This is a genomic window from Nocardioides sp. S5-5 (genome assembly GCF_054954065.1).
On sequence record NZ_CP199913.1, the window covers coordinates 3,620,439 to 3,640,989 of the forward strand.

Below are 20,551 nucleotides of genomic sequence, written 5' to 3' on the forward strand. Positions count from 1 at the left end.
TCAGGCCTCCGCCCCGGCGCCCGAGCGGCTGCGGCTGACGACCACGGCGGCCATCGTGTTGACGGCGAGCGTGATGATGAACAGCACGAAGCCGGCCGCGAGCAGCGCGGAGAGCTGGCTCGCGCTGGCGTCGCCGAAGCGGCCGGCGATCAGCGCGCTGACGCTGTTGGTGCCGATCTCGAGCGGGCGGAGCTTGAGGTCGAAGGACGGCGAGATGATCAGCAGGACCGCGATCGTCTCGCCCAGCGCGCGGCCGAGCGCGAGCATGGTGCCGCCGATGATGCCGCCGCGCCCGAAGGGCAGCACGACGGTGCGGATCATGCCCCAGCGGGTGGCGCCGAGGGCCAGCGCGGCCTCCTTCTCGCCCGGAGGGGTCTGGCTGAACACCTGGCGCATCACCGCGCACGCCATCGGAAGCACCATCATCGCCACGGCGATGCCGGCGCAGAAGGCGCTTGCCGTGTAGCGGCTGGCGTCCCAGATCGCCGCGTCCGGGTCGGTGTCCTTGACGTCGAAGACCGGGATCCAGCCGAGGTGCCGCTGGAGGAAGGTGGCGAAGGCCGCGGCGTGCGGCATCACGAGGAAGAAGCCCCACAGACCGTAGACGATCGACGGGATCGCGGCCATCAGGTCGACGAGGGACACCAGCACCGAGCGCAGCGGGGCCGGGGCGTACTCGGAGATGTAGAGGGCGGTCGTCAGCGCCAGCGGGAAGGCGATGACCATGGCGACCACCGCGATCTGCAGGGTGCCGGCCAGCACGGCGGCGATGCCGAGCACGTCGGCCTCGGGCAGCCAGTCGGACTCGGTGAAGAAGCGCCACCCGTAGCGCTGGAGCGTCGGGAAGGCCTGCCAGCCGAGGAACAGCCCGACGCCGCCGGTGATGACCAGCACGGAGGCGCCGATCGCCCGGGACACGTTCACGAACACCGCGTCGGCGCCCGTGGCCTTGCGGGAGATCCGGCGCGGCTGCACATCGGGCCCGCTCGGATCGACGAGGGGCAGGCTGGTCACACCTGGTCCCGGTGGTGTGTCTGATGACTGACTTGTTCGTCGGCGTGCCTACGGTGCGTGCCTGTCGAGCACGGCCAACGCGGCGAGGTCCGTGCCGTGGGCGCGCGGACGGACAAGGCATTCATCAGACACACCACCTGGTCGTGGCCACCCGAGAAAGGCCGTCTCAGCAGCGCGGGACCGCGCAGCCACCGGGAACGTTGACGGCGAAGGCTGACCAGTGAGGGTGACGACGGTGAACGGGACCCGAACGGTGCCGCCGGTTTTGATGAAGAGATTCCGCAGGGAGGCGGCGCCGTCGCGAGCTGGCAATCCGGCGGCACCCACCGCCTGAGCGGCTCAGGCGGTGGGATCGGTCACGCGACCCACGAAGAGCGGGGTGTGGTGCTCGACGTCGTGGATCACGAAGAGGTACGGCCGGTCGACCACGAACGGCTCGGTGAGCGGTGCGCTCTCGACCCGGACCACGACCGCGGTCGCCGCCGCGGCCTCGGTGCCCTGCTCGTCGACGGCGACGAAGCCCTGGTGCAGGACCTCGGAGACCACCAGCGGCAGGTCCTCCTCGGTCATCGGGGTGAGGTCGGCGGCACCGTCCAGGAAGGCCGTCGGCATGCCGAGCGCCGAGAGCGCCGCCTTGAGCGGGGCGGCGGTGCGGAAGGTCCAGCGCGGCAGGATGAGGTCGACGGTGGCCGGCTCGCCGGCCTCGGTGAGCGGGGCGAAGCCGCCGGAGCGGACCTGCTGCTCGACGTGGTCCAGGGCACCCTCGTCGGGCAGGACGACGGTCATCGCGAGCCGCCGGCCGGCGTACGGGAGGACGATGGCACGCCAACCGTCGCCCGTCGCGAGCCACGTCGCGAGGTCGGGCCGGCGCATCAGCTCGGCGTCGACTCTCGAGCCGTCGAGGAGACGGAAGGGCCCGGTCGTGGTCGCGCTCTCCTCGAACGGCTCCTCCCACGGCGCCTTGAGGTAGATCGCGTTGACCAGGACCAGTCGGGTCAGCTCGTCGAGGGCACCCGCCGGCACCAGGTCGACGATCCGCGTGCGCGTCTGTCCCTCGACCCACTGGTTGATCGCGAGTCGGGCCCGCTCGGTGGCGGTCGCGAAGTCGACGGTGCGCAGCCCGGCGCCGTACTCCTCGGCGAGCAGGTCGAGGAACCCGGCCTCCCAGGCCACCTCCCGCTGCCCGAACAGCTGGTCGGCGGTGCCCAGGGCGACCTCGGCCGTCGAGCCGTCGGCCCGCTCCTGGCTCCCGGCGAGTCCCTCGACGTGGGCGGTCAGCGCGTTGACGCCGCGGTGCCAGCGCTCCCCCAGGTCACCGACCCCGAGCACGGTGCGGATCTCGTCGGCGGTGCTGCCCGCCGCACCGGCGAGGGTCATGCCCAGCGCCACGGCCACGGAGTACGGCGAGAGCACCAGGTTGCCGCCCGCGAGCGCCAGCTCGCCGTACAGCCTGCCGGCGAAGCGGTCCAGGCCGGCGACGACCGGCGCGAGCAGGCCGGGGTCGCCCGCGGCCCGGCGGAGGTCGGAGGAGACCAGGTCGAGGTCTGCGGGCGCCGGCTCCGGGTCGACGATCGCCTCGTCGCCACAGGCGGCGAGGAGTCCGGCGACGAGGCCGGCGAGGCCGAGCTGGAGGGTGGCGCGACGGTCGAGGGCGGTCATGCCCGTGGGACGCGCCGCCGGGTGGATCGGTTCCGGGTCAGGATCCCGGCGGGCCCACGACCAGCGCGACGCCGGTCAGCGCGGCGACGGCCACCAGGCCGACGCCCAGCCCGCGCAGCGGACTGGTGAGCAGCCACGCGACGACCCGGTCGGGCAGCGAGCTCCCGGCGCCGACGGGCAGCCGCCACGAGTCGCCCAGCCAGCCCCTGCGGATCGCCCACCACTCGAGCGGCAGCGTCGCGAGCGGGGGCACGGCGGCCACGAGCGCGAGCAGGCCCCGGCCCGTCGACCAGCGCCGGTCCACCCAGACCACGACGGTCGTCACGACGTACGCGACGAACACGACGCCGTGCAGCATCCCGAAGATCCGGACGCCGGTCTCGTTCTCGGCCGGCCCGTACTTGAGGAACATGCCGAGCAGCAGCCCCGTCCAGGTGATCGCCTCCGCGATCGCGACCGTGCGGAACAGGCGGGTGGGGGTGTTCACGACGTGCCTTCCTCGGTGCGGGCCAGATCGGCCTTCCACTCGCGGAAGGTCTCCTCGGTGCGGCCCTGCTTCCAGTACGCCGAGATCGACACGTCGGCGCGCGGCACCTGGCGCTCGCCGTACAGGTAGGGACGGATCTCCTTCATCACGGCCTGGCCCTCGCCGTGGACGAACGCATGCACCCGGCCCGCGCGCCACGGCAGCGCCTTGACGGCGGCGGCCAGCCCGGGGTGGGTCGGGTCGGAGCGGTGCAGCCAGGTCAGCTCGACGCCGGCGGGCGTCGCGACCGGCTGCTGGTACGCCGGCCCGTCGACCTGGAGCACGACGTGGCCCTGCGCGTCGTCGGCCAGGTCCGCCAGCGCCTGCCGGATCGCGGGGATCGCGGCCTCGTCGCCGGCGAGGAGGTGCCAGTCGGCGGCGGGGTCGGGGGCGTAGGCGCCACCCGGCCCGCGCACGTGGATGGTGTCACCGGGCCGGGCCTTCGCGGCCCAGGGACCGGCGATGCCCTCGTCGCCGTGGACGACGAAGTCGATGGCGAGCCTGCCGGCCGCGACGTCGGGCTCGAGGGCGGTGTAGGTCCGCAGCGTGGGCCGACCGCCGTTCTCGAGCTCGGCGGGATCGCCGAAGACGAGCTTGACGTAGCGGTCGGTGAAGGTGCTCTCGGCGAAGGAATCCAGGTCACCGGTGAAGCGGATCCGGATCATCGCCGGGCTGAGCTGCTCCGTCGACTCGACGGTCAGCAGCGTGATGGGCTTGCTCACGGGTTCTGAGCCTACCTGTGTGACCCAGGTCTCCCAGGAGTCCGTCGCACGGTCCTAGGAACCGAAGCGACGCTCGCGCTGGGCGTAGGCCCGGATCGCGCGCAGGAAGTCGACGCGGCGGAAGTCGGGCCAGTAGGCCTCGCAGAAGTAGAACTCCGACTTCGCGCTCTGCCACAGCAGGAAGCCGCCGAGGCGCTGCTCCCCGGAGGTGCGGATCACCAGGTCCGGGTCGGGCTGACCCTTGGTGTAGAGGTGCTCCTCGATGTGCTCGATGTCGATCTGCTGGGCGAGCAGGTCGAGCGGGGTGCCGAGCGCGGCATGCTCGGTGAGCAGGGAGCGGACGGCGTCGGCGATCTCGCGGCGCCCGCCGTAGGCCACCGCGACGTTGACGATCATCCCGTCGACGTCGGCCGTGGCCTCCGCGGCCGCCTTGAGCCGCTTCGCCGCGGCGTCCGGGAGCAGGTCGAGGGCACCCACCGGGTGCAGCCGCCACCGGCGCTGGTCGGCGAGCGAGTCGACGGCGTCGACGATGATCTCGAGCAGCGGCTCCAGCTCCTCGGCCGGCCGGTTGAGGTTGTCGGTGGACAGCAGCCACAAGGTGACCACCTCGATGCCGACCTCGTCGCACCAGCCGAGCAGCGGCTCGATGTTGGCCGCACCCGCCCGGTGGCCGTGGGCCGTGTCGCGCCCGACCGCCTTGGCCCAGCGCCGGTTGCCGTCGAGCATCACGCCGATGTGCTTGGGCAGGTTGCGCGGCATCCTGCGAAGCATGCGTGCCTCGTACGCCGGGTAGAGCACCCTGCGCGCACCACGCTTCCAATCCGCCACGTCCCGATGTTAGCCGGGCTTCCGGGTCACCCACCCGACTGACACGATGAGACCAGCTTGAGAACCGACAGACGACAGATAGGACGACCATGACTGCAGCCGCCTGGCACCCGGACCCGACGGGACGCCACGAGCTCCGCTACTGGGACGGCTCCCAGTGGACCGACCATGTGTCCGACCAGGGCGTCCAGTCGACCAACCCGCTCTACCCGTCGGCCGACGCCGAGGCCACCGGCGCTACGGCGGACACGGGATCCTCCGCCGACGTCTGGGTCGGCAGCCAGGAGGCCGCCGCGGCCGCCGCGTTCGAGACCGACTCCGCCGACTCGGCCGACTCCGCCGAGGAGCCCGCCGACAGCGGCGCGAGCGAGCCGGTCGAGCCGGCCTTCTCCTTCGACGCCGTCACCGCGGTCGCCCCGCGCGCCGCTCAGCCTTCCCAGGCCTCCCAACCCGCCCAGCCCGAGCAGGCCCTCCAGTCGTGGGGCGAGCAGCCGGCCCAGGCGTACCCGCCGAGCCAGCCGCCGTCGTACCAGCCCGCCCAGCAGCCCGTGGCCCAGCCGATGGCCCAGCCGATGGCCGGCGCCCAGCAGGTGCCGTCCGACGCCTTCGCCGGCATCTCCGGCGAGCTGATCGACGGCCGGTTCAGCGAGGTCGACGGCGCCGGCGCGATCTTGCAGAACAAGAAGCTGCTGCGGGTGCGGATCACCGAGCCGTTCATGGCCAAGCAGGGCTCGATGGTCGCCTACCAGGGCAATGTCAACTTCAACTACCAGGGCGGCGGGGCCGCGAAGTTCCTCAAGAAGGCGCTGACCGGCGAGGGCCTGCAGCTGATGCGGGTCGAGGGCCAGGGCGACGTCTTCCTCGCCGACCTCGCCCACGACGTCCACATCCTGCAGCTCACCAACAGCGGCCTGTCGGTGAGCGGCAAGAACGTCTTGGCCTTCTCCGCCTCGCTGGACTGGAACGTCGAGCGGGTCAAGGGCGGCAGCATCGCCGCCGGCGGCCTGTTCAACACCACCCTGCGCGGCACCGGCTGGGTCGCCATCACCACCGAGGGCGCCCCCGTCGTCCTCAACGCCGCCGAGGCCCCGACCTTCGCCGACGCGAACGCGCTGGTCGCCTGGTCGGTCCACCTGCAGACCTCGCTGCGCTCCACGATGTCGGCCGGGGCCCTCATCGGCCGCGGCTCGGGCGAGGCCTTCCAGGTGTCCTTCCAGGGTCCGGGCTTCGTGATCGTGCAGCCCTCCGAGGGCCCGCCGGTCCACACCGCCTGATCACCCGCATGGCCCGAACGGGCCATGCGCCGGCCGGCCGGATGAGCGTGAGATCACGTTCGTCCGGCCGTCGTGGCGTTCCCACCCGGCGGGTACCCTCGGTTCATGAACCAGGCCATCCAGCACGCGAACGAGAAGGTCCGCGCTCGACTGGACGACCTCGGGGAGCAGATCAGCGACAAGGTCGCCGAGATCAAGCCCCAGCTGCGCGGCTGGATCCACCTCGTCTCGACACCTCTCGTCCTGGCCGCCGGCATCGTGCTCATCTGTCTCTCGCCGACCGCCACGACCCGGGTCGGCTCGGCGCTGTACGCCGGCTCGGCACTGATGCTCTTCGGCATCTCCGCGCTCTACCACCGCGGCACCTGGTCGCCGAAGGTCTGGACCGTGCTCAACCGGTTCGACCACTCCAACATCTTCTTGTTCATCGCGGGCTCCTACACCCCGTTCGCGCTGATCCTGCTCGACGGCGCCTCCCGCGTCGTGATGCTCGCGACGGTGTGGACCGGCGCACTGCTCGGCATCGCGTTCAAGCTGTTCTGGCCGGGTGCTCCACGCTGGCTCTCCGCACCGATCTACATCGCGCTCGGCTGGGCGGCGATCTTCTTCATTCCTGCCTTCTTCCACGGCGCGACCGCGCTCGGGCTCGGCATCGGGATCGCGATCTTCGTGCTGATCGCCGTCGGCGGCGCGCTCTACACGATGGGCGGGCTGGTCTACGGCTTCAAGTGGCCCAACCCGTCGCCGCGGGTGTTCGGCTTCCACGAGATCTTCCACGGCTTCACGATCGCCGCGTTCGCGACCCACTACGTCGGCGTCTCGCTGGCGACCTATTCGCTGCGCTGACGCTCCAGCAGCACCAGCACCTCCGCGTGCGGGGTCTGCGGGAACATGTCGAGCAGCCGCCCCCGCACGGGCCGGTACGACGCCAGGTCGGCCAGGTCGCGGGCCAGCGTCTCCGGGTTGCAGCTGGAGTAGAGCACCCGCGCCACGCCCGAGGCCTCCAGTCGCCCGGCGAGGTCGCGGCCCAGGCCGCGCCGGGGCGGGTTCACCACGACCAGGTCGGCCGCGGCGAGCAGGGCGGCGTGCTCGGGCGCGGTGGCGTCACCGACCGCGAAGTCGATCTCGCCCGGCAGTCCCGCCTCGTCGCGGGAGCGCTCGGCCGAGGCGATGGCGTCGGCGCTGATCTCGATGCCCCTCACCCGCCGGCCGGGCGCGGCCAGGTGCAGCGCGAACCCGCCGACCCCGCAGTACAGGTCGACCACCCTCGACGGCGCGATGTCGGCGAGCCAGGCGACCGCCTCGGCGTACAGCGCACCGGCGACGGCGGTGTTGGTCTGGAAGAAGCTGCGCGGGCGCAGGTGCAGGGTGACCCCACCCAGCCGCATGGGCAGGGTGTCGGCCTCGGTGAGCACGACCTCCCGATCCCCTTCGAGGACCGCACGGTGCTCCGGCTGGATGTTCAGCGTGACCACGCGCAGCCCCGGCAGGGCACCGAGCAGCCACGGCAGGTGCTTGCGCACCCGCGCCTCGACGGCGGTCGAGCGCACCACCAGCCGCGCCATCAGCTCGCCGTCGGGCGAGGCGGTCACCAGCAGGTGCTTGAGCTCGCCGCGCTGGCTGACGGGAGCCGCCGACCCCACGTCGTACGGCGTCAGGTCGGCGCGCCGCACCAGCTGCGCCAGGACCGGCAGCGCCGCCACGATCGCCGGCTCGTGCAGCGCGCAGTCACGCAGGTCCACGCCCCGGCCGTCCGGGTCGAGGATCCCGAGCGCCGGGGCGCCCGCGGAGCCCGCCACGACCATCTTCGCCTTGTTGCGAAAGCCCGCGGCCGGGCTGGTCACCGGCGGCAGCCAGACCAGCCCCGGCGCGTCGATCAGGGCCCGGGTCGCGGCGAGCTTCGCGGCCAGCTGGTCGTCGTAGGGCCGCCCGAGCCAGGTGCAGGACCGGCACTCCCCCGCCGTGAGGTGGGCGCAGTCGAGCACGGCGAGACCCATGGACTCATCGTAGGCCCGCCCGACGCACGGCCAGCGCCCAGCCGAAGACGAGCGGCAGCACGATGCTCCCGAGCGACACGAACATCGGGATGACGACGAGACCGGGCACGGCGGCCGCGAGCAGCACCCCGCTCGCGCGAGGCCGGTAGCCCTTGACGAGCAGGGTCACCCCGAGGACGGTCGAGCCGACCATGGTGACCACCACGAACGGGATCGTGACGAGGAAGGCCACGTCGAGCAGGGCGTTCGGCTCCGAGCCCCACTGGGTCCAGTACTCGCCCACGACGCTGAGGCAGGCACCGGCGTAGGCGACCAGCAGGACCCGCCACACGCCCTTCTCGAAGCCGCGCGGCCGGCGCGCCCGGTAGGCGACGAGCGCGCTGAGGGTGAACACGACGAAGACCGGCAGCCAGAGCTTTCCGTAGGTCACGTAGACGACGTCGGGATCGCCCCAGTCGAGGAGCGGGCGCAACAGTCGGCCGGCGGGCTCGGCCCAGAAGCGCGTGGTCGCGAGGTCCAGGTCCGCCGCACCATCGGCGGTCCGGTAGCGGGCGAGGGCGTGCAACACGCCGAGGACGACGGCGCCGCAGGCACTGGGCAGAGCGAGGCGGGCGATCAGGCGGTCGCGGTCGGACCGGACGGCGACCGCGTCGGGAGTGGTGGAAGTGTCCATGCCACGACGCTAGGAACGCCACGGCCGCCCTGTCGTCGGCGCGGAGTTCGGACCACCTCAACCCCAGGTTCGACTCCACCGGACCGCCGACCGTCCTAACCTGCAGGCATGGGCGTTCGTGCCTCGGACTGGCTGCTGCCGGCACTCGTCTGCGCCGTCGGGCTCGCTGAGCTCGCGTCGCTCGACGACCTCCACGGCCGCGGTGTCGCCGCGGTCGTCCTGGTCACGTCCTGCGCCCTGCTCCTTGGGCGGCGGCAGTGGCCGCTGCTGACCGCGACGCCCGCGCTGCTGCTACAGGCCGGCCTGCCGTTCGTCGGTCCCGCGTACGACGAGGCCGCCACCGGGCTCCTGGTCATCGCGATCGGGATCTATGCGCTGGCCCGCTGGGTTCCCGACCTCAGCGGCCTGCTCGGCGTGGCCGCCGTGCTGGTGGTCGTGCTGGGCGGCTACGCGTTCGCCGATGCTCGGGACAAGGGGCTGGACGACGTGGTCTTCGTCGCGGCGATCACGCTGCCGCCGTACGTCGTCGGACGGGTGGTGCGTCGCCTGGCCGACTACAACGCCGTCCTGGCGCGCGAGCAGGAGCTGGTACGACGGGCGGCGGCCCGCGACGTGCTCGACAGGGTGGCGTCGACCGGACGGACCGCGATCGGCGAGACGGGGCGACTGCTGCGTGTGATCCGCGACTCCGACGACGAGCTCGGCCTCGCGCCGGTCCCGGGCATCGCCGACCTCGACGCCCTGGTGAGCGAGCTCGAGCAGGACGGCCTGGCCGTCGAGCTCGTCGTCGACGGCCTGCCGGAGCAGGTCTCGCCGGTGATCGACGTGTCGGCGTACCGCGTCCTGCGCGAGGCACTCACCAACGCCCTGCGCTACGCGACCGACGCCGCCGTGCGGGTCGAGGTGGTCGGCACCCCGACGGCCCTCACCATCCGCACGACCAACCGCACCGACGGCCGCACGGGGGCGGGCTCGGGCCTGGGGCTGGTCGGTCTGCGCGAACGTGTGGGCCTGCTCGGCGGGACGCTGCGCCACGGTCCGGTCGGCGGCGACCGGTTCGAGCTGGTCGCGGTGCTCCCGCTGGTCCGGGAGCCGGCGTGACCGCGCTCCCGGCAGGCCCGGGGCTCCGGGTGGTCGTCGCCGACGACCAGGACCTGGTCCGCAGTGGGCTGGAGCTGGTCCTCGAGGCCCGCGGCTGTCCGGTCGTGGCGACCGCGGCGGACGGGTGGCAGGCGGTCGACGCCGTCCGTCGACACTGCCCCGACGTCGTGCTCATGGACATCCGGATGCCGCTGCTCGACGGCATCGCCGCCACCCGGAAGATCGTGGAGGGCGGCAGCCCCACCCGGGTCCTGGTGCTGACGACCTATGACCTGGACCGCTATGTCTACGCGGCGCTCCGGGCTGGTGCCGCAGGCTTCCTGCTCAAGGCGACCCCGCCCGACCGGCTGGTTGACGGAATCCGCACGGTCGCCGCGGGCGAGGCCCTGCTCGCGCCGTCGCTCACCCGGCGCCTCATCGAGGAGCACGTACGACGACCGCCACCACCGCACGGCGTGCCCCCCGAGCTGGGCGAGCTCACCGAGCGTGAGCTCCAGGTGTTCGACCTGGTCGCCCGCGGGCTGTCCAATGACGAGATCGCGGCCCGGCTGGTGCTCGGCACCGCGACCGTCAAGACGCACCTCAACCGGGTGATCGCCAAGCTGGGCGGCCGCTCGCGCCCCCAGCTCGTGGTGCTGGGCTACGAGTGCGGCCGGATCCGCCCGGGAGCGGCGGCCGGATCGTAGGCTTCGGCCGTGCCGTCCCCGCTCGAGCGCGTCCAGGCCGCGCCGGTCCTCGCCACCGTGCGCCGCCTCGAGCAGCGCATCGCCGCCCGCTTCCCGGGACGCGGGCTGACCAAGGTCGTCGGCGAGCTGGCGAGCCTGGTGGAGACGGTCGAGTCGTCGACGGCCACGGCCCGGGGCCGCCGGTCGTGGCTGCGGCCGCTGTCGCGGTTCGGGATCGTGGCGGTCCTCGTCGTGACCGGGGCGGTGATGGCGCTGGCCGTCCGCTCGGCGGTCGCGGACGCGCCCGACGACGGGCTGGCCTGGGTCCCGCTGCTGGAGAGCGCGGTCAACGACCTGGTGTTCGCGGCGCTGGCGATCTGGTTCCTCTACTCGGTGCCCGAGCGGCTGCAGCGGTCCATCCTCCTGGAGCTGCTCCACCGGCTGCGCTCGCTGGCCCACATCGTCGACATGCACCAGCTGACCAAGGATCCCGAACGGCTGCGCACCGAGTTCGTGCCCACCGACGCGAGCATCAAGATGACCCTCGACACCGACCAGCTCGAGCACTACCTCGACTACTGCTCGGAGCTGCTCAGCCTGATCGGCAAGACCGCGGCGTTGTGCGCGGAGGCGTCGCGCGACCCGGTCGTGCTCGACACGGTCAGCACCGTCGAGACGCTCACGGTGTCCCTGGAGCGCAAGATCTGGCAGAAGATCGCCGTGCTCAACCACCACCGCGAGTCTCCGGGCGCGACGTGATGGAAGGGGCCGAACATCGGGGCCTGCAGCCCGCTCAGGCGTGCTGCAGCCGGACCGCCCGCTGGACGACCCGCAGCGCGTCCGGGTAGCCCCCCGGCTCGGGTCCGATGAAGGTGAGCCGCAGGTACGGCGCCGGCGGCTCGGCCGGGAACCACTCGTCGCCCGCCGCGACCCAGACGCCGTCGGCCGCGCAGTCGCGCACGACCTGGTCGGCGTCGGTGCCGTCGGGCAGCCGGGCCCACAGGTGCAGCCCGCCGGCCGGGACGACGTCGAGCGCGAGCGAGGGCGCGTGGTCGCCGACGGCGGCGACGAGCAGGCCGCGCCGCTCGCGGAGCTGGCCGCGCAACCGGCGCAGGTGGGTGCGCCATCCGGGGTCGCTGACGACCTCGAGCGCGGCCTGCTGGAGCAGTCCGCTGACGTACATCGACTCGGCCGCACGGTCGCCGAGGATCCGGTCGCGGGCCGGCCCGCGCGCGATCAGCGCGGCGACCCGGATCGCAGGCGAGACGCTCTTGGTCAGCGAGCGCAGGTAGACGACGTGGCCGGTGTCGTCGCGGGCGGCAAGCGGGCGCACCTCGGCGTCGATGCCGAAGTCGTGGGCCCAGTCGTCCTCGACCAGGAAGGCGCCATTGCGTCGTACGACGTCGAGCATCTCCTCGCCGCGCTCGACGCTCCAGTGCGCACCGGTCGGGTTGGCGAAGCTGGGCTGGGCGTAGAGAGCACGGGCGCCGGTCTCCCGGAAGGAGCGGTCGACCTCGGCCGGGTCCGGCCCGTGCGCGTCGCTCGGCACCGGGACCAGCTCGACGCCGGCCTGACGGGCGGCCTGGATCGCGCCCCAGTACGTCGGCGACTCGATGAGCAGGGGCTGGCCGGGAGCGACGAGGGCCCGGAAGATCGAGGCCAGGGCGCTCTGCGACCCGGGCGCGACGACGACGTCGTTCGGCGTGACCGCACTCAGATGGGCAGGGGTCGCGTCGGCGAGCTCGGTGGCGAACCACGCGCGCAGCTCCGGCATCCCCGCCGCCGGCGGTCGGGCGGTGGCCGCCGCTCCCCGCGCGGCCCGGCCGAGCGCGGTGCGGACCAGCCGCCCGGGCAGCAGGTCCGGTCCCGGGTAACCGGCATGGAGCGAGAGCGCCTCGGGCGGCGCCGTCTGCAGCGGACCGGCGACCCTTGCCAGATCCGCGCGCGGGGCGCGGAGTGCGGCGGTCTGCCAGCCGAAGTCCGGGCCCCGGGCCGGCCGGACCGCGCGGACGAAGGTGCCGACGCCGGGGCGGCTCTCGACCAGGCCTTCGGCCACCAGCCGGCGCAGTGCCTTCTGGACGGTGACCGGGCTGGCGGCGTACTCCGCGACGAGGTGCCGCGACGACGGCAGCTGCGCCCCCGTGGCGGCGTTCCGGATCCAGGAGCGGAGACCCGCGACGATCCGCGCACTGCTATCGTTTTCCATGTCAGAACAGAGTAGCGCTATCGCCCCGCGACGGCATCCGCTATCCCGTCTTCCCGCCGGTCTCGCCTGGGGGCTGCTCGGCGTCCTGGCCTTCTCGTTCACGGTGCCGCTGACCCGGGTGGCCATCGGCGGACTCGACCCGCTGTTCATCGGCGCCGGCCGCGCCGTGGTCGCCGCCGCCTTGGCCGCCGGCGCCCTCGCTCTCACCCGACAGCGCCTTCCCCACGGTCGGCAGTGGGGCCGTCTCGCCGTGGTCGCGGGTGGCGTGGTCGCCGGGTTCCCGCTGCTGACGTCGTACGCGCTGACCGAGGTGCCGGCCAGCCACGGCGCCGTCGTGATCGCGATGCTGCCCGCGGCGACGGCCGTGATCGTGGTGCTGCGCAGCGGCGAGCGCCCGGTCCGTGCGTTCTGGGCATTCGCCGCGCTGGGCGCCGTGACGGCGGTCGGCTTCGCCGTGCTGCAGGGCGGCGGGGCCGGACACCTCCAGCGCGCCGACCTGCTGCTGGTGCTGGGCGTGCTCGCCTGCGCGACCGGGTACGCCGAGGGCGGCGCGATCTCCCGCGAGCTCGGCTCGTGGCAGACCATCTCCTGGGCGCTGGTGCTCGCCGCGCCGGCGATGCTCGCCCTGACCGCGACCAGCGTGGCCGCCGACCCGCCGTCGGCGAGCCCGACCCAGTGGCTGTGCTTCGCCTACCTGGCCGGCGTCAGCATGTTCCTCGGCTTCGTCGCCTGGTACCGCGGCCTCGCGATCGGGCCGATGGCGCAGGTCAGCCAGGTCCAGCTCGCCCAACCGGTGCTGTCCATCGTCTGGGCGGGCCTGCTGCTCGGCGAGCCGATCACGTGGCTCACCCTCGGCGGTGGGCTTGCGGTGGTCGCCTGCGCCGCGGGGGCTACGACCTCCCGCGCCCGTACAGCCCGCGCACGACCTTCGTGAGCTGCTTCTCCTCCTTCGCCGTGCGACGGAAGGTGGTCAGCGCGATGGCCGGCTTGAACCGCTGCCGGGCGATGGCGTGGGGGTAGGTGAACTCGCGCAGCCCGTCGGGGCCGTGGATCCGCCCGAAGCCGGAGTCGCCGACGCCTCCGAACGGCAGGGTCGGGATGCCGGCGAAGGAGATGACGCCGTTGATCGCGGTCATGCCGGCGCGCAGACGCTGGGCGATCTCCATGCCCTGGCTCTTCGAGAACACCGTCGAGCCCAGCGCGTAGCGGGTGCCGTTGGCCCGCTCGATCGCCTCGTCCATAGTCGTGACCCGCGACACCGTCACGGTCGGGCCGAAGGTCTCCTCCTGCACCGCCGCCGAGTCCTCCGGTACGTCGACCAGCACGGTCGGCTGCACGAACCGGGCGCCCTCGGGCACCGGCCCGCCGACCAGGGCGCGGCCGCCGCGGGCCAGCGCGTCGTCGATGTGGCGGCGGATGATGTCGACCTGCGAGGGCATGGTGATCGGGCCGACCTGGCCGCCGGGTCGGGCCTCGAGCTGCTTCGCCTGGGTCACCAGCTCGTCGAGGAACTGGTCGTAGACGCGGTCGTGGACGTAGACCCGCTCGACGCCGGCGCAGGTCTGGCCGGCGTTGGCGGCGGCGCCCCACAGTGCCGCTTCGGCGGCCTCGGCGACGTCGGCGTCCTCGGCGACGATGAGCGCGTCCTTGCCGCCGGCCTCGATCACGACCGGGGTGAGGGTCTCGGCGCAGGCCGCCATCACCCGCTTGCCGGTCGCGGTGGAGCCGGTGAACGCCACCTTGTCGACACCGGCCGCGGTGAGCGCGGCCCCGGTGTCGCCGTACCCGGTGACGACCTGGAGCACGGGCCGGCCGACGGCCTCCTTGAAGGTGGCGGCGAGCCACTCGCCGACGCCGGGGGTGTACTCCGAGGGCTTGAAGACGACCGCGTTGCCGGCCGCGAGTGCGTAGGCGATCGAGCCCATCGGCGTGAAGACGGGGTAGTTCCAGGGGCCGATGACGCCGACCACGCCGAGTGGGCGGTACTCCACGCTGGCCGCCTGGTTGACCATCAGCAGGCCCGGCGAGACGCTGCGTCGCCTGAGCACCTTCTCCGCGTGGCCCGCGGCCCACGCGAGATGGTCGATCGCGAGCGCGGTCTCGAGGAGGGCGTCGCCGGCGGGCTTGCCGGTCTCGCGCGCCATCAGGGCGGCCAGCTCCTCCATCCGCCGGGCGATCACCTTGCGCCAGCGGACCAGCGCCTGCTTGCGGCCGTCGAAGCCGAGGGCCTGCCACCACTCTGCCTGCTTGCGGGCGGTCGCGACGGCGGCCGCGACGTCGGCAGCGGAGTGGATCGGGTGGGTGCCGACCACGTCGCCGGAGACGGGGTCGAGCGAGGTGAAGGTCTGCGCGGCGGGAGCGGCGGGAGCGGCGGGAGCGGCGTCGGTGCTGGTCACGGATCGAACCTACTCGCCGGTCAGTTCGAGCGGAATGGAGTCAGGAACAAGACGATGAGCACGACATGGGCGGCGATCACTACCCCGGCGATCACCACCGCCGCCACCGGCCGCCGTCGAGCGACCCACTCGGCGGCCTGGTAGCCGAGCGTGATCAAGGCGAGTGCCACCGTGACGTGCAGCAGCACCGCGAGCGCGATCCCCGAGACCACTCCCGCGACCGCGAACCGGCCCCAGGTCAGCCCCAGCAGCAGCGGTACGACGACCGCGCCGGCCAGCCCGCCCACCAGCTCCATCCCGAACGACCGGTCCCCCATCCACGGCACGCCGTCGATGACGTCGAACAGGTCCAGGGTCGCCAGCACGCCGAGCACGACGACGATCACCACCGTCGCGGCGGCGGCTGCCCGGTAGCGCAGGTGCGTTGCTCGACTCCAGGTCGCTGACCCGTGCCAGATCGTCGAGAGCGTGACCGCCGACCAGACCAGCCAGCTGCGCACCGGCCCGGTGTCGGTGTCGCGCATCGCCGCCCGGAACACCCGGTCGGCCGCGACCCGGTCGAGCACGTGCCCCTCCACGGAGAGGTACGTCGGCGCCTCCTCGGGGGCATGCACCAGCCCGTCGTGGAGCAACGCGGGCGGCAAGTGGCGACCGGTGCGCGGCACCAGCCAGGTGAAGATCGTGGGCACCGAGGTCAGGTCGGTCTCGAAGGCGCCGAGGTCGGCGGGGACCAGCAGGTCGCCGTACTCGCGGTCGCGGTAGGCGATCCGGTGCAGCATCCGGAAGCGCTCACTGCGGCGGCGCAGGTCGCCCGCCTCGACCCGCTCGAGCACGATCCTCGGCGGGTCGGCCGAGCCCTCGTCGTGGAACCGCTCGGGCTCCGGCCGCACCGGCGGCCACGGGCTCACCTGATCGCCTCCGGGTCGGTGACCGGCCGCTCGCAGACGAAGCCCCGGCAGACGTACGCCGCCGGCTGCCCATCGACCGGAGTGCGGCCCACCAGCAGCGGGATCTCCCCGGTCTCTGCCTCGGCAGCGACCACGACGGCTCCCGGAAGCGTGAGCGCCCTGGCGACCAGGGCGTCGCGCGCCTCTCCCGCCGGTCCGACGACGGCGACCTCGAGCGGTCCGTCGAGCATCGTGACCGCGGCGGCCAGCGACCACCCCGCGAACCGCGGCGCCTTGTCGGCGAGCACGCCGACCGTGGCCAGCGCGGTCTCCGCGGCGTCGCGGTAGCGGCCCTCCCCGGTCAGCGCGTGTGCCTCCACCAGCGCGTGGACCAGGCTGCTGAACCCGCTCGGGCTCGCGTTGTCTCCGGGGTCGCGCGGTCGCGCGACGAGCGCCTCGGCATCGACACTGGTGTCGAAGAAGCCTCCGTCCGGAGCGGCGAATCCCTCGAGTGCGGTGTCGAGCAGCTGGGTCGCCAGGCGCAGCCAGCGGCCGTCGGCGGTGGCCTGCGCGAGGGCGAGGAAGCCGGACGCCACGCAGCCGTAGTCCTCCAGCACGCCGGCGTGCGCACCCGCCACGCCATCGCGAGAGACCCTCCGCAGCCGGCCGTCCTGCAGGTGCAGCCTTGCGAGCAGCTCCGCGGCCCCGGTCGCGGCCGCGAGGTAGTCGGGACGGCCGAGCCGGCGCCCCGCGTCGACGAGCCCGCTGATCGCCAGCCCGTTCCAGGCGGCGACCACCTTGTCGTCGCGCGCCGGGCGGGGGCGCTGCTCGCGGGCGGCGAGCAGCCGGCGTCGTACGTCGGACAGGCGGGCGCGGTCGGCCTCGTCCTGCGGATGGTGGCGCAGCTGCAGCGTCGACATCCCGTGCTCGAAGGTCCCGTCGTCGGTGACGTTGAACAGTTCCGCCGCCCAGGCTCCGTCCGTCGGCCCGAGCGTCGCCGTGAGCTGCGCGGACGTCCACGCGTAGAACAGCCCCTCCTCCGCGTGCCCGCCCGGTTCGGCCGGGCTGTCCGCGTCGAGCGCCGAGGCGAACCCGCCCTGCTCCGTCCGCAGCTCGCGGAGCAGGAAGTCGGCCGTCTCCGTCGCGATCCGGTCACCGAGCTCGCTGCCCAGCCGCGCGTAGAGACCGAGCAGCTGGGCGTTGTCGTAGAGCATCTTCTCGAAGTGCGGCACCACCCACGCCCGGTCGACGGCGTACCGCGCGAACCCGCCGCCCACCTGGTCGTACATCCCGCTGCCCGCCATCGCCGCCACCGTGCGCGCCAGCATGTGCCGCGCCTGCTGCACCGCCTCGCCCCGGTAGCGCCGCAGAAACTCCAGCACCATCGTCGGCGGGAACTTCGGCGCACCCCCGAACCCGCCCGCCATCGCGTCGTACTCCCCCGCCAGCGTCGCGACCGCCCCGTCGATCCGCTCCCCCGTCAGCGCGTACGCCGGCAGGCTCGCCTCCTTGCGCAGGTGCTCGGCCACCTTGGCCGCGGTGCGTCGTACGTCATCGCCTCGGTCCACCCACGCCCCGCTCAGCGCCCGCAGCACCTGCGTGAACGACGGCGACCCGTGCCGCGGCTGGTCGGGCAGGTAGGTGCCCGCGAAGAACGGCGCCCCCTCGTGGTCCATCACCACCGTCATCGGCCACCCGCCCTGACCCGTCATCGCGGTCGTCGCCTGCATGTAGACCGCATCCACGTCCGGCCGCTCCTCGCGGTCGACCTTGATGCTCACGAAGTGCTCGTTGAGGTAGTCCGCCGTCGCCTGGTCCTCGAAGGACTCGTGGGCCATCACATGGCACCAGTGGCAGGCCGCGTAGCCCACGCTGAGCAGGATCGGCACGTCACGCCTCTTGGCCTCCTCGAACGCGTCGGGCGACCACTCCCACCAGTCGACAGGATTGTCCTTGTGCTGCTGGAGATACGGGCTCGTCGCGGCTCCGAGTCGGTTCACGCAACCATCATTGCGCGGCACCTGCCGCAGCCCGTCTGGCGGACCAGGTGATGCAACAACGTGATGCAACAAGCCCGCCATCACTGCCCGCCAGTGACAGTCGCATCAAAGGTCCCGTACTTGCATCATCCTGAGCGTGCGCATCACTGGTCGCCAGTGGTAGCCGGCTGGCGGGGTCTACCCGAGCATTTCGGGCGTCTCTACGCTACGAGTTCGGGAGTCCGGTCCTGGCTGCGCCAGGCGTCGTCTTCTTCGGATCAGTCGGTGCCCGCTGGCACACTCGTGGGCATGGTCGAGGAATCCGTTGCGACCGCCGATGCGATCGTCGCTCGGTTGTTGGAGGCGTTGCCGCAGACGAGGTGTCCCAGCGCGGACGCCACTTGGGACGCGGGCGTCGCCTTCGCGCGCCGCTGGGCCCAGCTGGGCAACAGTGAGTATGCCCTCGCACTCACGCCGCGAGGTCAGGAGTGCATGCTGACAGTGACGATCGAGCCGTGGGACGAGAAGGACGATCTGGCTGCCCTTCTGGGTCGGATCGCTGACACCCGCACGAACGAGGTCTTCGATGGCCTGGCACGGGTGATCCAGGGCTTTCGTGCGCGGTGTGCCGACGACTTCGACTTCCAGCGGCGGAACATTCCCGCTTCCGCGTCGGAGTTGGAGAGGGAGCAGTTCAAGGACCCGTACGTGTTGGACTTCCTCGGACTGGAGCCGCTCGACGGCGACCCAACGATTGAAGACATCGAGCGCGAGTTCGGCGGCGACGACGAGTAGCCGGCAATCCGAACCGTGAGGCTTTGCCCCGTGGACCGGCGTTCCTTGATGTCGGAGGAGTCGGTGGCCCCACCGGTGACTAGTGTTGCGGATTTGCAACACTGACCTAGACTGGTCGCATGGACCTTGCGGAGCGCATCTCGACGCTGCGTCGCGTGAACGGGCTGAGTGCTCGTCAGCTCGCGGCGCTGGTCGACGTTGCTCCGACGACGGTGACCCGGATCGAGTCGGGTGCGGTGAGCCCGTCGTTCGATCTGGCGCAGGAGATCCTGGCCGTCCTGGGGGAGCCGATCGGGTTCACGGGTGCGGCGGATGTCGTCGCGATCGCTGCCGCCCGGCTGGCGCTTGACTCGGAGCTGGACATCGAGGCAACGCCGGCCGTCGAAGCGTGGCGGAGGCGCTGGGCACGGATCGGGCTCGTCGACGGCCAGGGCCTGGCGACCAATGGCAAGGAAGCCGACCTGCTGTTCCGGGCAGGTCGTGCCGCTCGCCTGACCCGTCGTTCGGGCGCTGTCGACTTCAACGCCGGGCCGACCGCGTATGAGCTTGCCGATGTCCTCGGCTCCGCAGGCATCGACTACGCCGTGACCGGCGACGCCGGTGCGAACCTCTATCGCCCCAGCGCGGGCGAGGCGTGGCCCGTCCTCTACGTCGAGGATGTCGAGCGCGCAGCCGAGGCTACTGTGCTCGTGCGCAAGGAGCCAGGATCGTTCGGCATGCGGGTCACTCTGATTCCGTTCGACGGGGTGTGCGAGCTCGGCCGGATCGTCATCGAAGGCGTGACGGTGGCGGCGCGCGACCAGGTCGTCATCGATGCCTACGGCGGCATCGACCGCATGGCCGAACAAGCCGACATCCTGCTGGGGCGGCGCGTGGCATGACCGAGTTCAAAGCACCGCGCACCGAGATCGAGTGGAGCCGCCGCGCGATCATCAACGTCGTCGGTGTCCTTGCAGCCCACGCCGATTCGCTGACGTTGGTCGGAGCGGATGCCGTCCTGCTGCGCACGATGGAGCTCGACGTGCCGAGGATGCCGACCGGCGACGGTGACCTCGGTGTCACGCCGGGGTTGGTCGGTGACGTGCCGAGCATCGAGGCACTGCTGACCGAAGCCGGCTATGAGCACCGCACGACCGCTCGGCCGGGGCTTTGGGGGCGAGAGCCGTACGACGAGCCCGACGGCACGCGGTCTTTCCGCGAGAAGATCGACCTGCTCGCGCCGCACGGGCTGTCGGGCACGTCGAGTCGGACCAAGCGCGGTGTCCCTGCGCTCCAGTCAGCGCACGGCAAACTCGCGGTGGGCAACGCCATGGGTCTGGAACTCGCGGCCTTCAACCGGTCGCGCATGACGATCACGGACTTCGCCGACCCTCGACTCTCGGCACAGGTCCACGTCGCCGAGATTCCTGCGCTCATCCTCGCCAAAGGTTCCAAGGTCGGGGAGCGGCTACGCGAGCCGCGCAAGGGGCCGGTCCGCGACAAAGACCTCGGCGACCTATGGCGGCTCATGGCCGTGGCCGGTCCGGACGATACGGCTCGAGTCATCGCCGAGTTCCTCGACCATGCCGAGGTTGGTGCCGACGTCCGTCAGAGCGTCGAGTGGACCGCCTCCGTTGTGCGCGACGCGCTGAGCCGCGAACGAGCGAAGTCCGCCTTCGACACTTTCGTCGACCCCGCCAAGATCGACCGTGTCTTCCACTTGTGGCGAGATGTCCTGCCGGACTAAGCCTCGATCCGTGGATCGACTCGGGGTTCGCGACATGGGTTGCGGCGGGCCTGGACGTGAAAGTGCCTCCTGGCCGGGAGAATCGTGATTGCTGAAGTCGCGA

Annotated in this window: 20 protein-coding genes; 9 read left to right on the forward strand and 11 right to left on the reverse strand. The window is 72.4% G+C overall.

Annotated elements, in window-relative coordinates; translation table 11 throughout:
• The 5 genes from pstC to ACUP6Y_RS17370 all read right to left on the reverse strand — a co-directional run bounded on the left by pstC (nucleotide 1) and on the right by ACUP6Y_RS17370 (nucleotide 4,749).
• Nucleotides 1-1,014 carry a phosphate ABC transporter permease subunit PstC gene (gene pstC / locus ACUP6Y_RS17350; RefSeq protein WP_462552066.1) on the reverse strand — a complete coding sequence of 338 codons (1,014 nt, stop codon included), beginning with the start codon at nucleotides 1,012-1,014 and terminating at the stop codon, nucleotides 1-3.
• 339 nt (nucleotides 1,015-1,353) lie between these two features.
• Nucleotides 1,354-2,673 carry a serpin family protein gene (locus ACUP6Y_RS17355; protein WP_462552067.1) on the reverse strand — a complete coding sequence of 440 codons (1,320 nt, stop codon included), beginning with the start codon at nucleotides 2,671-2,673 and terminating at the stop codon, nucleotides 1,354-1,356.
• Nucleotides 2,674-2,710: 37 nt separating this feature from the next.
• Entirely contained in the window at nucleotides 2,711-3,160 is a 450-nt protein-coding gene (locus ACUP6Y_RS17360; protein WP_462552068.1) for a DUF3817 domain-containing protein, read from the reverse strand.
• Nucleotides 3,157-3,921, reverse strand: coding sequence for a siderophore-interacting protein (locus ACUP6Y_RS17365; protein WP_462552069.1), 765 nt, complete (start codon nucleotides 3,919-3,921; stop codon nucleotides 3,157-3,159). The genes ACUP6Y_RS17360 and ACUP6Y_RS17365 overlap by 4 nt, the downstream gene beginning before the upstream one ends.
• A gap of 54 nt (nucleotides 3,922-3,975) precedes the next feature.
• Entirely contained in the window at nucleotides 3,976-4,749 is a 774-nt protein-coding gene (locus ACUP6Y_RS17370; RefSeq protein ID WP_462552070.1) for an isoprenyl transferase, read from the reverse strand.
• A gap of 89 nt (nucleotides 4,750-4,838) precedes the next feature.
• On the opposite strand from ACUP6Y_RS17370, the gene ACUP6Y_RS17375 reads away from it, so the two are divergent.
• A complete protein-coding gene (locus ACUP6Y_RS17375) occupies nucleotides 4,839-6,023 on the forward strand; it encodes an AIM24 family protein (RefSeq protein ID WP_462552071.1) in 1,185 nt (394 codons plus the stop codon).
• Between the two features lie 105 nt (nucleotides 6,024-6,128).
• Nucleotides 6,129-6,869: a PAQR family membrane homeostasis protein TrhA gene (gene trhA, locus ACUP6Y_RS17380; RefSeq protein WP_462552072.1), complete on the forward strand. Its 741-nt coding sequence runs from the start codon at nucleotides 6,129-6,131 to the stop codon at nucleotides 6,867-6,869.
• On the opposite strand, the gene ACUP6Y_RS17385 is transcribed toward trhA, so the two are convergent.
• Together ACUP6Y_RS17385 and ACUP6Y_RS17390 are read right to left on the reverse strand one after the other, a co-directional pair.
• On the reverse strand, nucleotides 6,854-8,020 hold the full coding sequence (locus ACUP6Y_RS17385; protein WP_462552073.1) for a methyltransferase domain-containing protein: 1,167 nt from the start codon (nucleotides 8,018-8,020) through the stop codon (nucleotides 6,854-6,856). The genes trhA and ACUP6Y_RS17385 overlap by 16 nt on opposite strands.
• 4 nt (nucleotides 8,021-8,024) lie before the next feature.
• Nucleotides 8,025-8,693, reverse strand: a complete 669-nt coding sequence (locus ACUP6Y_RS17390) for a hypothetical protein (protein WP_462552074.1) — start codon at nucleotides 8,691-8,693, stop codon at nucleotides 8,025-8,027.
• 108 nt (nucleotides 8,694-8,801) lie between these two features.
• Here ACUP6Y_RS17390 and ACUP6Y_RS17395 point away from each other — a divergent pair, with 108 nt between their 5' ends.
• From ACUP6Y_RS17395 to ACUP6Y_RS17405, 3 genes are read left to right on the forward strand one after another with little or no spacing between them, the layout of a single operon-like run.
• Nucleotides 8,802-9,794 carry a sensor histidine kinase gene (locus ACUP6Y_RS17395; protein WP_462552075.1) on the forward strand — a complete coding sequence of 331 codons (993 nt, stop codon included), beginning with the start codon at nucleotides 8,802-8,804 and terminating at the stop codon, nucleotides 9,792-9,794.
• Nucleotides 9,791-10,480 (forward strand): response regulator transcription factor, encoded by a 690-nt coding sequence (locus ACUP6Y_RS17400; RefSeq protein WP_462552076.1) that lies wholly within the window; start codon nucleotides 9,791-9,793, stop codon nucleotides 10,478-10,480. The genes ACUP6Y_RS17395 and ACUP6Y_RS17400 overlap by 4 nt, the downstream gene beginning before the upstream one ends.
• 9 nt (nucleotides 10,481-10,489) lie before the next feature.
• Nucleotides 10,490-11,218, forward strand: a complete 729-nt coding sequence (locus ACUP6Y_RS17405; protein WP_462552077.1) for a hypothetical protein — start codon at nucleotides 10,490-10,492, stop codon at nucleotides 11,216-11,218.
• A 34-nt stretch (nucleotides 11,219-11,252) separates the two neighbouring features.
• Here the strand turns inward: ACUP6Y_RS17405 and ACUP6Y_RS17410 are convergent, their stop codons facing one another.
• The gene (locus tag ACUP6Y_RS17410; RefSeq protein ID WP_462552078.1) at nucleotides 11,253-12,665 is read right to left on the reverse strand and encodes an aminotransferase-like domain-containing protein; all 1,413 of its coding nucleotides are present in this window, start codon (nucleotides 12,663-12,665) and stop codon (nucleotides 11,253-11,255) included.
• Here ACUP6Y_RS17410 and ACUP6Y_RS17415 point away from each other — a divergent pair.
• On the forward strand, nucleotides 12,664-13,599 hold the full coding sequence (locus ACUP6Y_RS17415) for a DMT family transporter (protein WP_462552079.1): 936 nt from the start codon (nucleotides 12,664-12,666) through the stop codon (nucleotides 13,597-13,599). The genes ACUP6Y_RS17410 and ACUP6Y_RS17415 overlap by 2 nt on opposite strands.
• Here ACUP6Y_RS17415 and ACUP6Y_RS17420 read toward each other — a convergent pair.
• The 3 genes from ACUP6Y_RS17420 to ACUP6Y_RS17430 are packed head-to-tail and all read right to left on the reverse strand — an operon-like array spanning nucleotide 13,556 to nucleotide 17,948.
• The gene (locus ACUP6Y_RS17420; protein ID WP_462552080.1) at nucleotides 13,556-15,061 is read right to left on the reverse strand and encodes an aldehyde dehydrogenase family protein; all 1,506 of its coding nucleotides are present in this window, start codon (nucleotides 15,059-15,061) and stop codon (nucleotides 13,556-13,558) included. The two genes, ACUP6Y_RS17415 and ACUP6Y_RS17420, sit on opposite strands and share 44 nt — an antisense overlap.
• Before the next feature lie 20 nt (nucleotides 15,062-15,081).
• The gene (locus ACUP6Y_RS17425) at nucleotides 15,082-15,969 is read right to left on the reverse strand and encodes a DUF1353 domain-containing protein (RefSeq protein ID WP_462552081.1); all 888 of its coding nucleotides are present in this window, start codon (nucleotides 15,967-15,969) and stop codon (nucleotides 15,082-15,084) included.
• Nucleotides 15,966-17,948 (reverse strand): thioredoxin domain-containing protein, encoded by a 1,983-nt coding sequence (locus ACUP6Y_RS17430; RefSeq protein WP_462552082.1) that lies wholly within the window; start codon nucleotides 17,946-17,948, stop codon nucleotides 15,966-15,968. The genes ACUP6Y_RS17425 and ACUP6Y_RS17430 overlap by 4 nt, the downstream gene beginning before the upstream one ends.
• Before the next feature lie 288 nt (nucleotides 17,949-18,236).
• On the opposite strand from ACUP6Y_RS17430, the gene ACUP6Y_RS17435 reads away from it, so the two are divergent.
• The 3 genes from ACUP6Y_RS17435 (at nucleotide 18,237) to ACUP6Y_RS17445 (ending at nucleotide 20,448) form a co-directional block, all read left to right on the forward strand.
• Nucleotides 18,237-18,722, forward strand: a complete 486-nt coding sequence (locus tag ACUP6Y_RS17435) for a hypothetical protein (RefSeq protein ID WP_462552083.1) — start codon at nucleotides 18,237-18,239, stop codon at nucleotides 18,720-18,722.
• A 119-nt stretch (nucleotides 18,723-18,841) separates the two neighbouring features.
• Entirely contained in the window at nucleotides 18,842-19,603 is a 762-nt protein-coding gene (locus ACUP6Y_RS17440) for a helix-turn-helix transcriptional regulator (RefSeq protein WP_462552084.1), read from the forward strand.
• Nucleotides 19,600-20,448: a hypothetical protein gene (locus ACUP6Y_RS17445; RefSeq protein ID WP_462552085.1), complete on the forward strand. Its 849-nt coding sequence runs from the start codon at nucleotides 19,600-19,602 to the stop codon at nucleotides 20,446-20,448. The genes ACUP6Y_RS17440 and ACUP6Y_RS17445 overlap by 4 nt, the downstream gene beginning before the upstream one ends.
• Nucleotides 20,449-20,551: the final 103 nt, after the last annotated feature.

What these genes read in the sequence shown, in the direction of transcription:
- ACUP6Y_RS17375 (WP_462552071.1), top strand. Translation starts at nt 4,839, where the DNA reads ATGACTGCAGCCGCCTGGCACCCGGACCCGACGGGACGCCACGAGCTC.
- ACUP6Y_RS17445 (WP_462552085.1), top strand. Translation starts at nt 19,600, where the DNA reads ATGACCGAGTTCAAAGCACCGCGCACCGAGATCGAGTGGAGCCGCCGC.
- ACUP6Y_RS17385 (WP_462552073.1), bottom strand. Translation starts at nt 8,020, where the DNA reads ATGGGTCTCGCCGTGCTCGACTGCGCCCACCTCACGGCGGGGGAGTGC.
- ACUP6Y_RS17395 (WP_462552075.1), top strand. Translation starts at nt 8,802, where the DNA reads ATGGGCGTTCGTGCCTCGGACTGGCTGCTGCCGGCACTCGTCTGCGCC.
- ACUP6Y_RS17435 (WP_462552083.1), top strand. Translation starts at nt 18,237, where the DNA reads ATGGTCGAGGAATCCGTTGCGACCGCCGATGCGATCGTCGCTCGGTTG.
- trhA (WP_462552072.1), top strand. Translation starts at nt 6,129, where the DNA reads ATGAACCAGGCCATCCAGCACGCGAACGAGAAGGTCCGCGCTCGACTG.
- ACUP6Y_RS17410 (WP_462552078.1), bottom strand. Translation starts at nt 12,665, where the DNA reads ATGGAAAACGATAGCAGTGCGCGGATCGTCGCGGGTCTCCGCTCCTGG.
- ACUP6Y_RS17440 (WP_462552084.1), top strand. Translation starts at nt 18,842, where the DNA reads ATGGACCTTGCGGAGCGCATCTCGACGCTGCGTCGCGTGAACGGGCTG.
- ACUP6Y_RS17355 (WP_462552067.1), bottom strand. Translation starts at nt 2,673, where the DNA reads ATGACCGCCCTCGACCGTCGCGCCACCCTCCAGCTCGGCCTCGCCGGC.
- ACUP6Y_RS17390 (WP_462552074.1), bottom strand. Translation starts at nt 8,693, where the DNA reads ATGGACACTTCCACCACTCCCGACGCGGTCGCCGTCCGGTCCGACCGC.
- ACUP6Y_RS17415 (WP_462552079.1), top strand. Translation starts at nt 12,664, where the DNA reads ATGTCAGAACAGAGTAGCGCTATCGCCCCGCGACGGCATCCGCTATCC.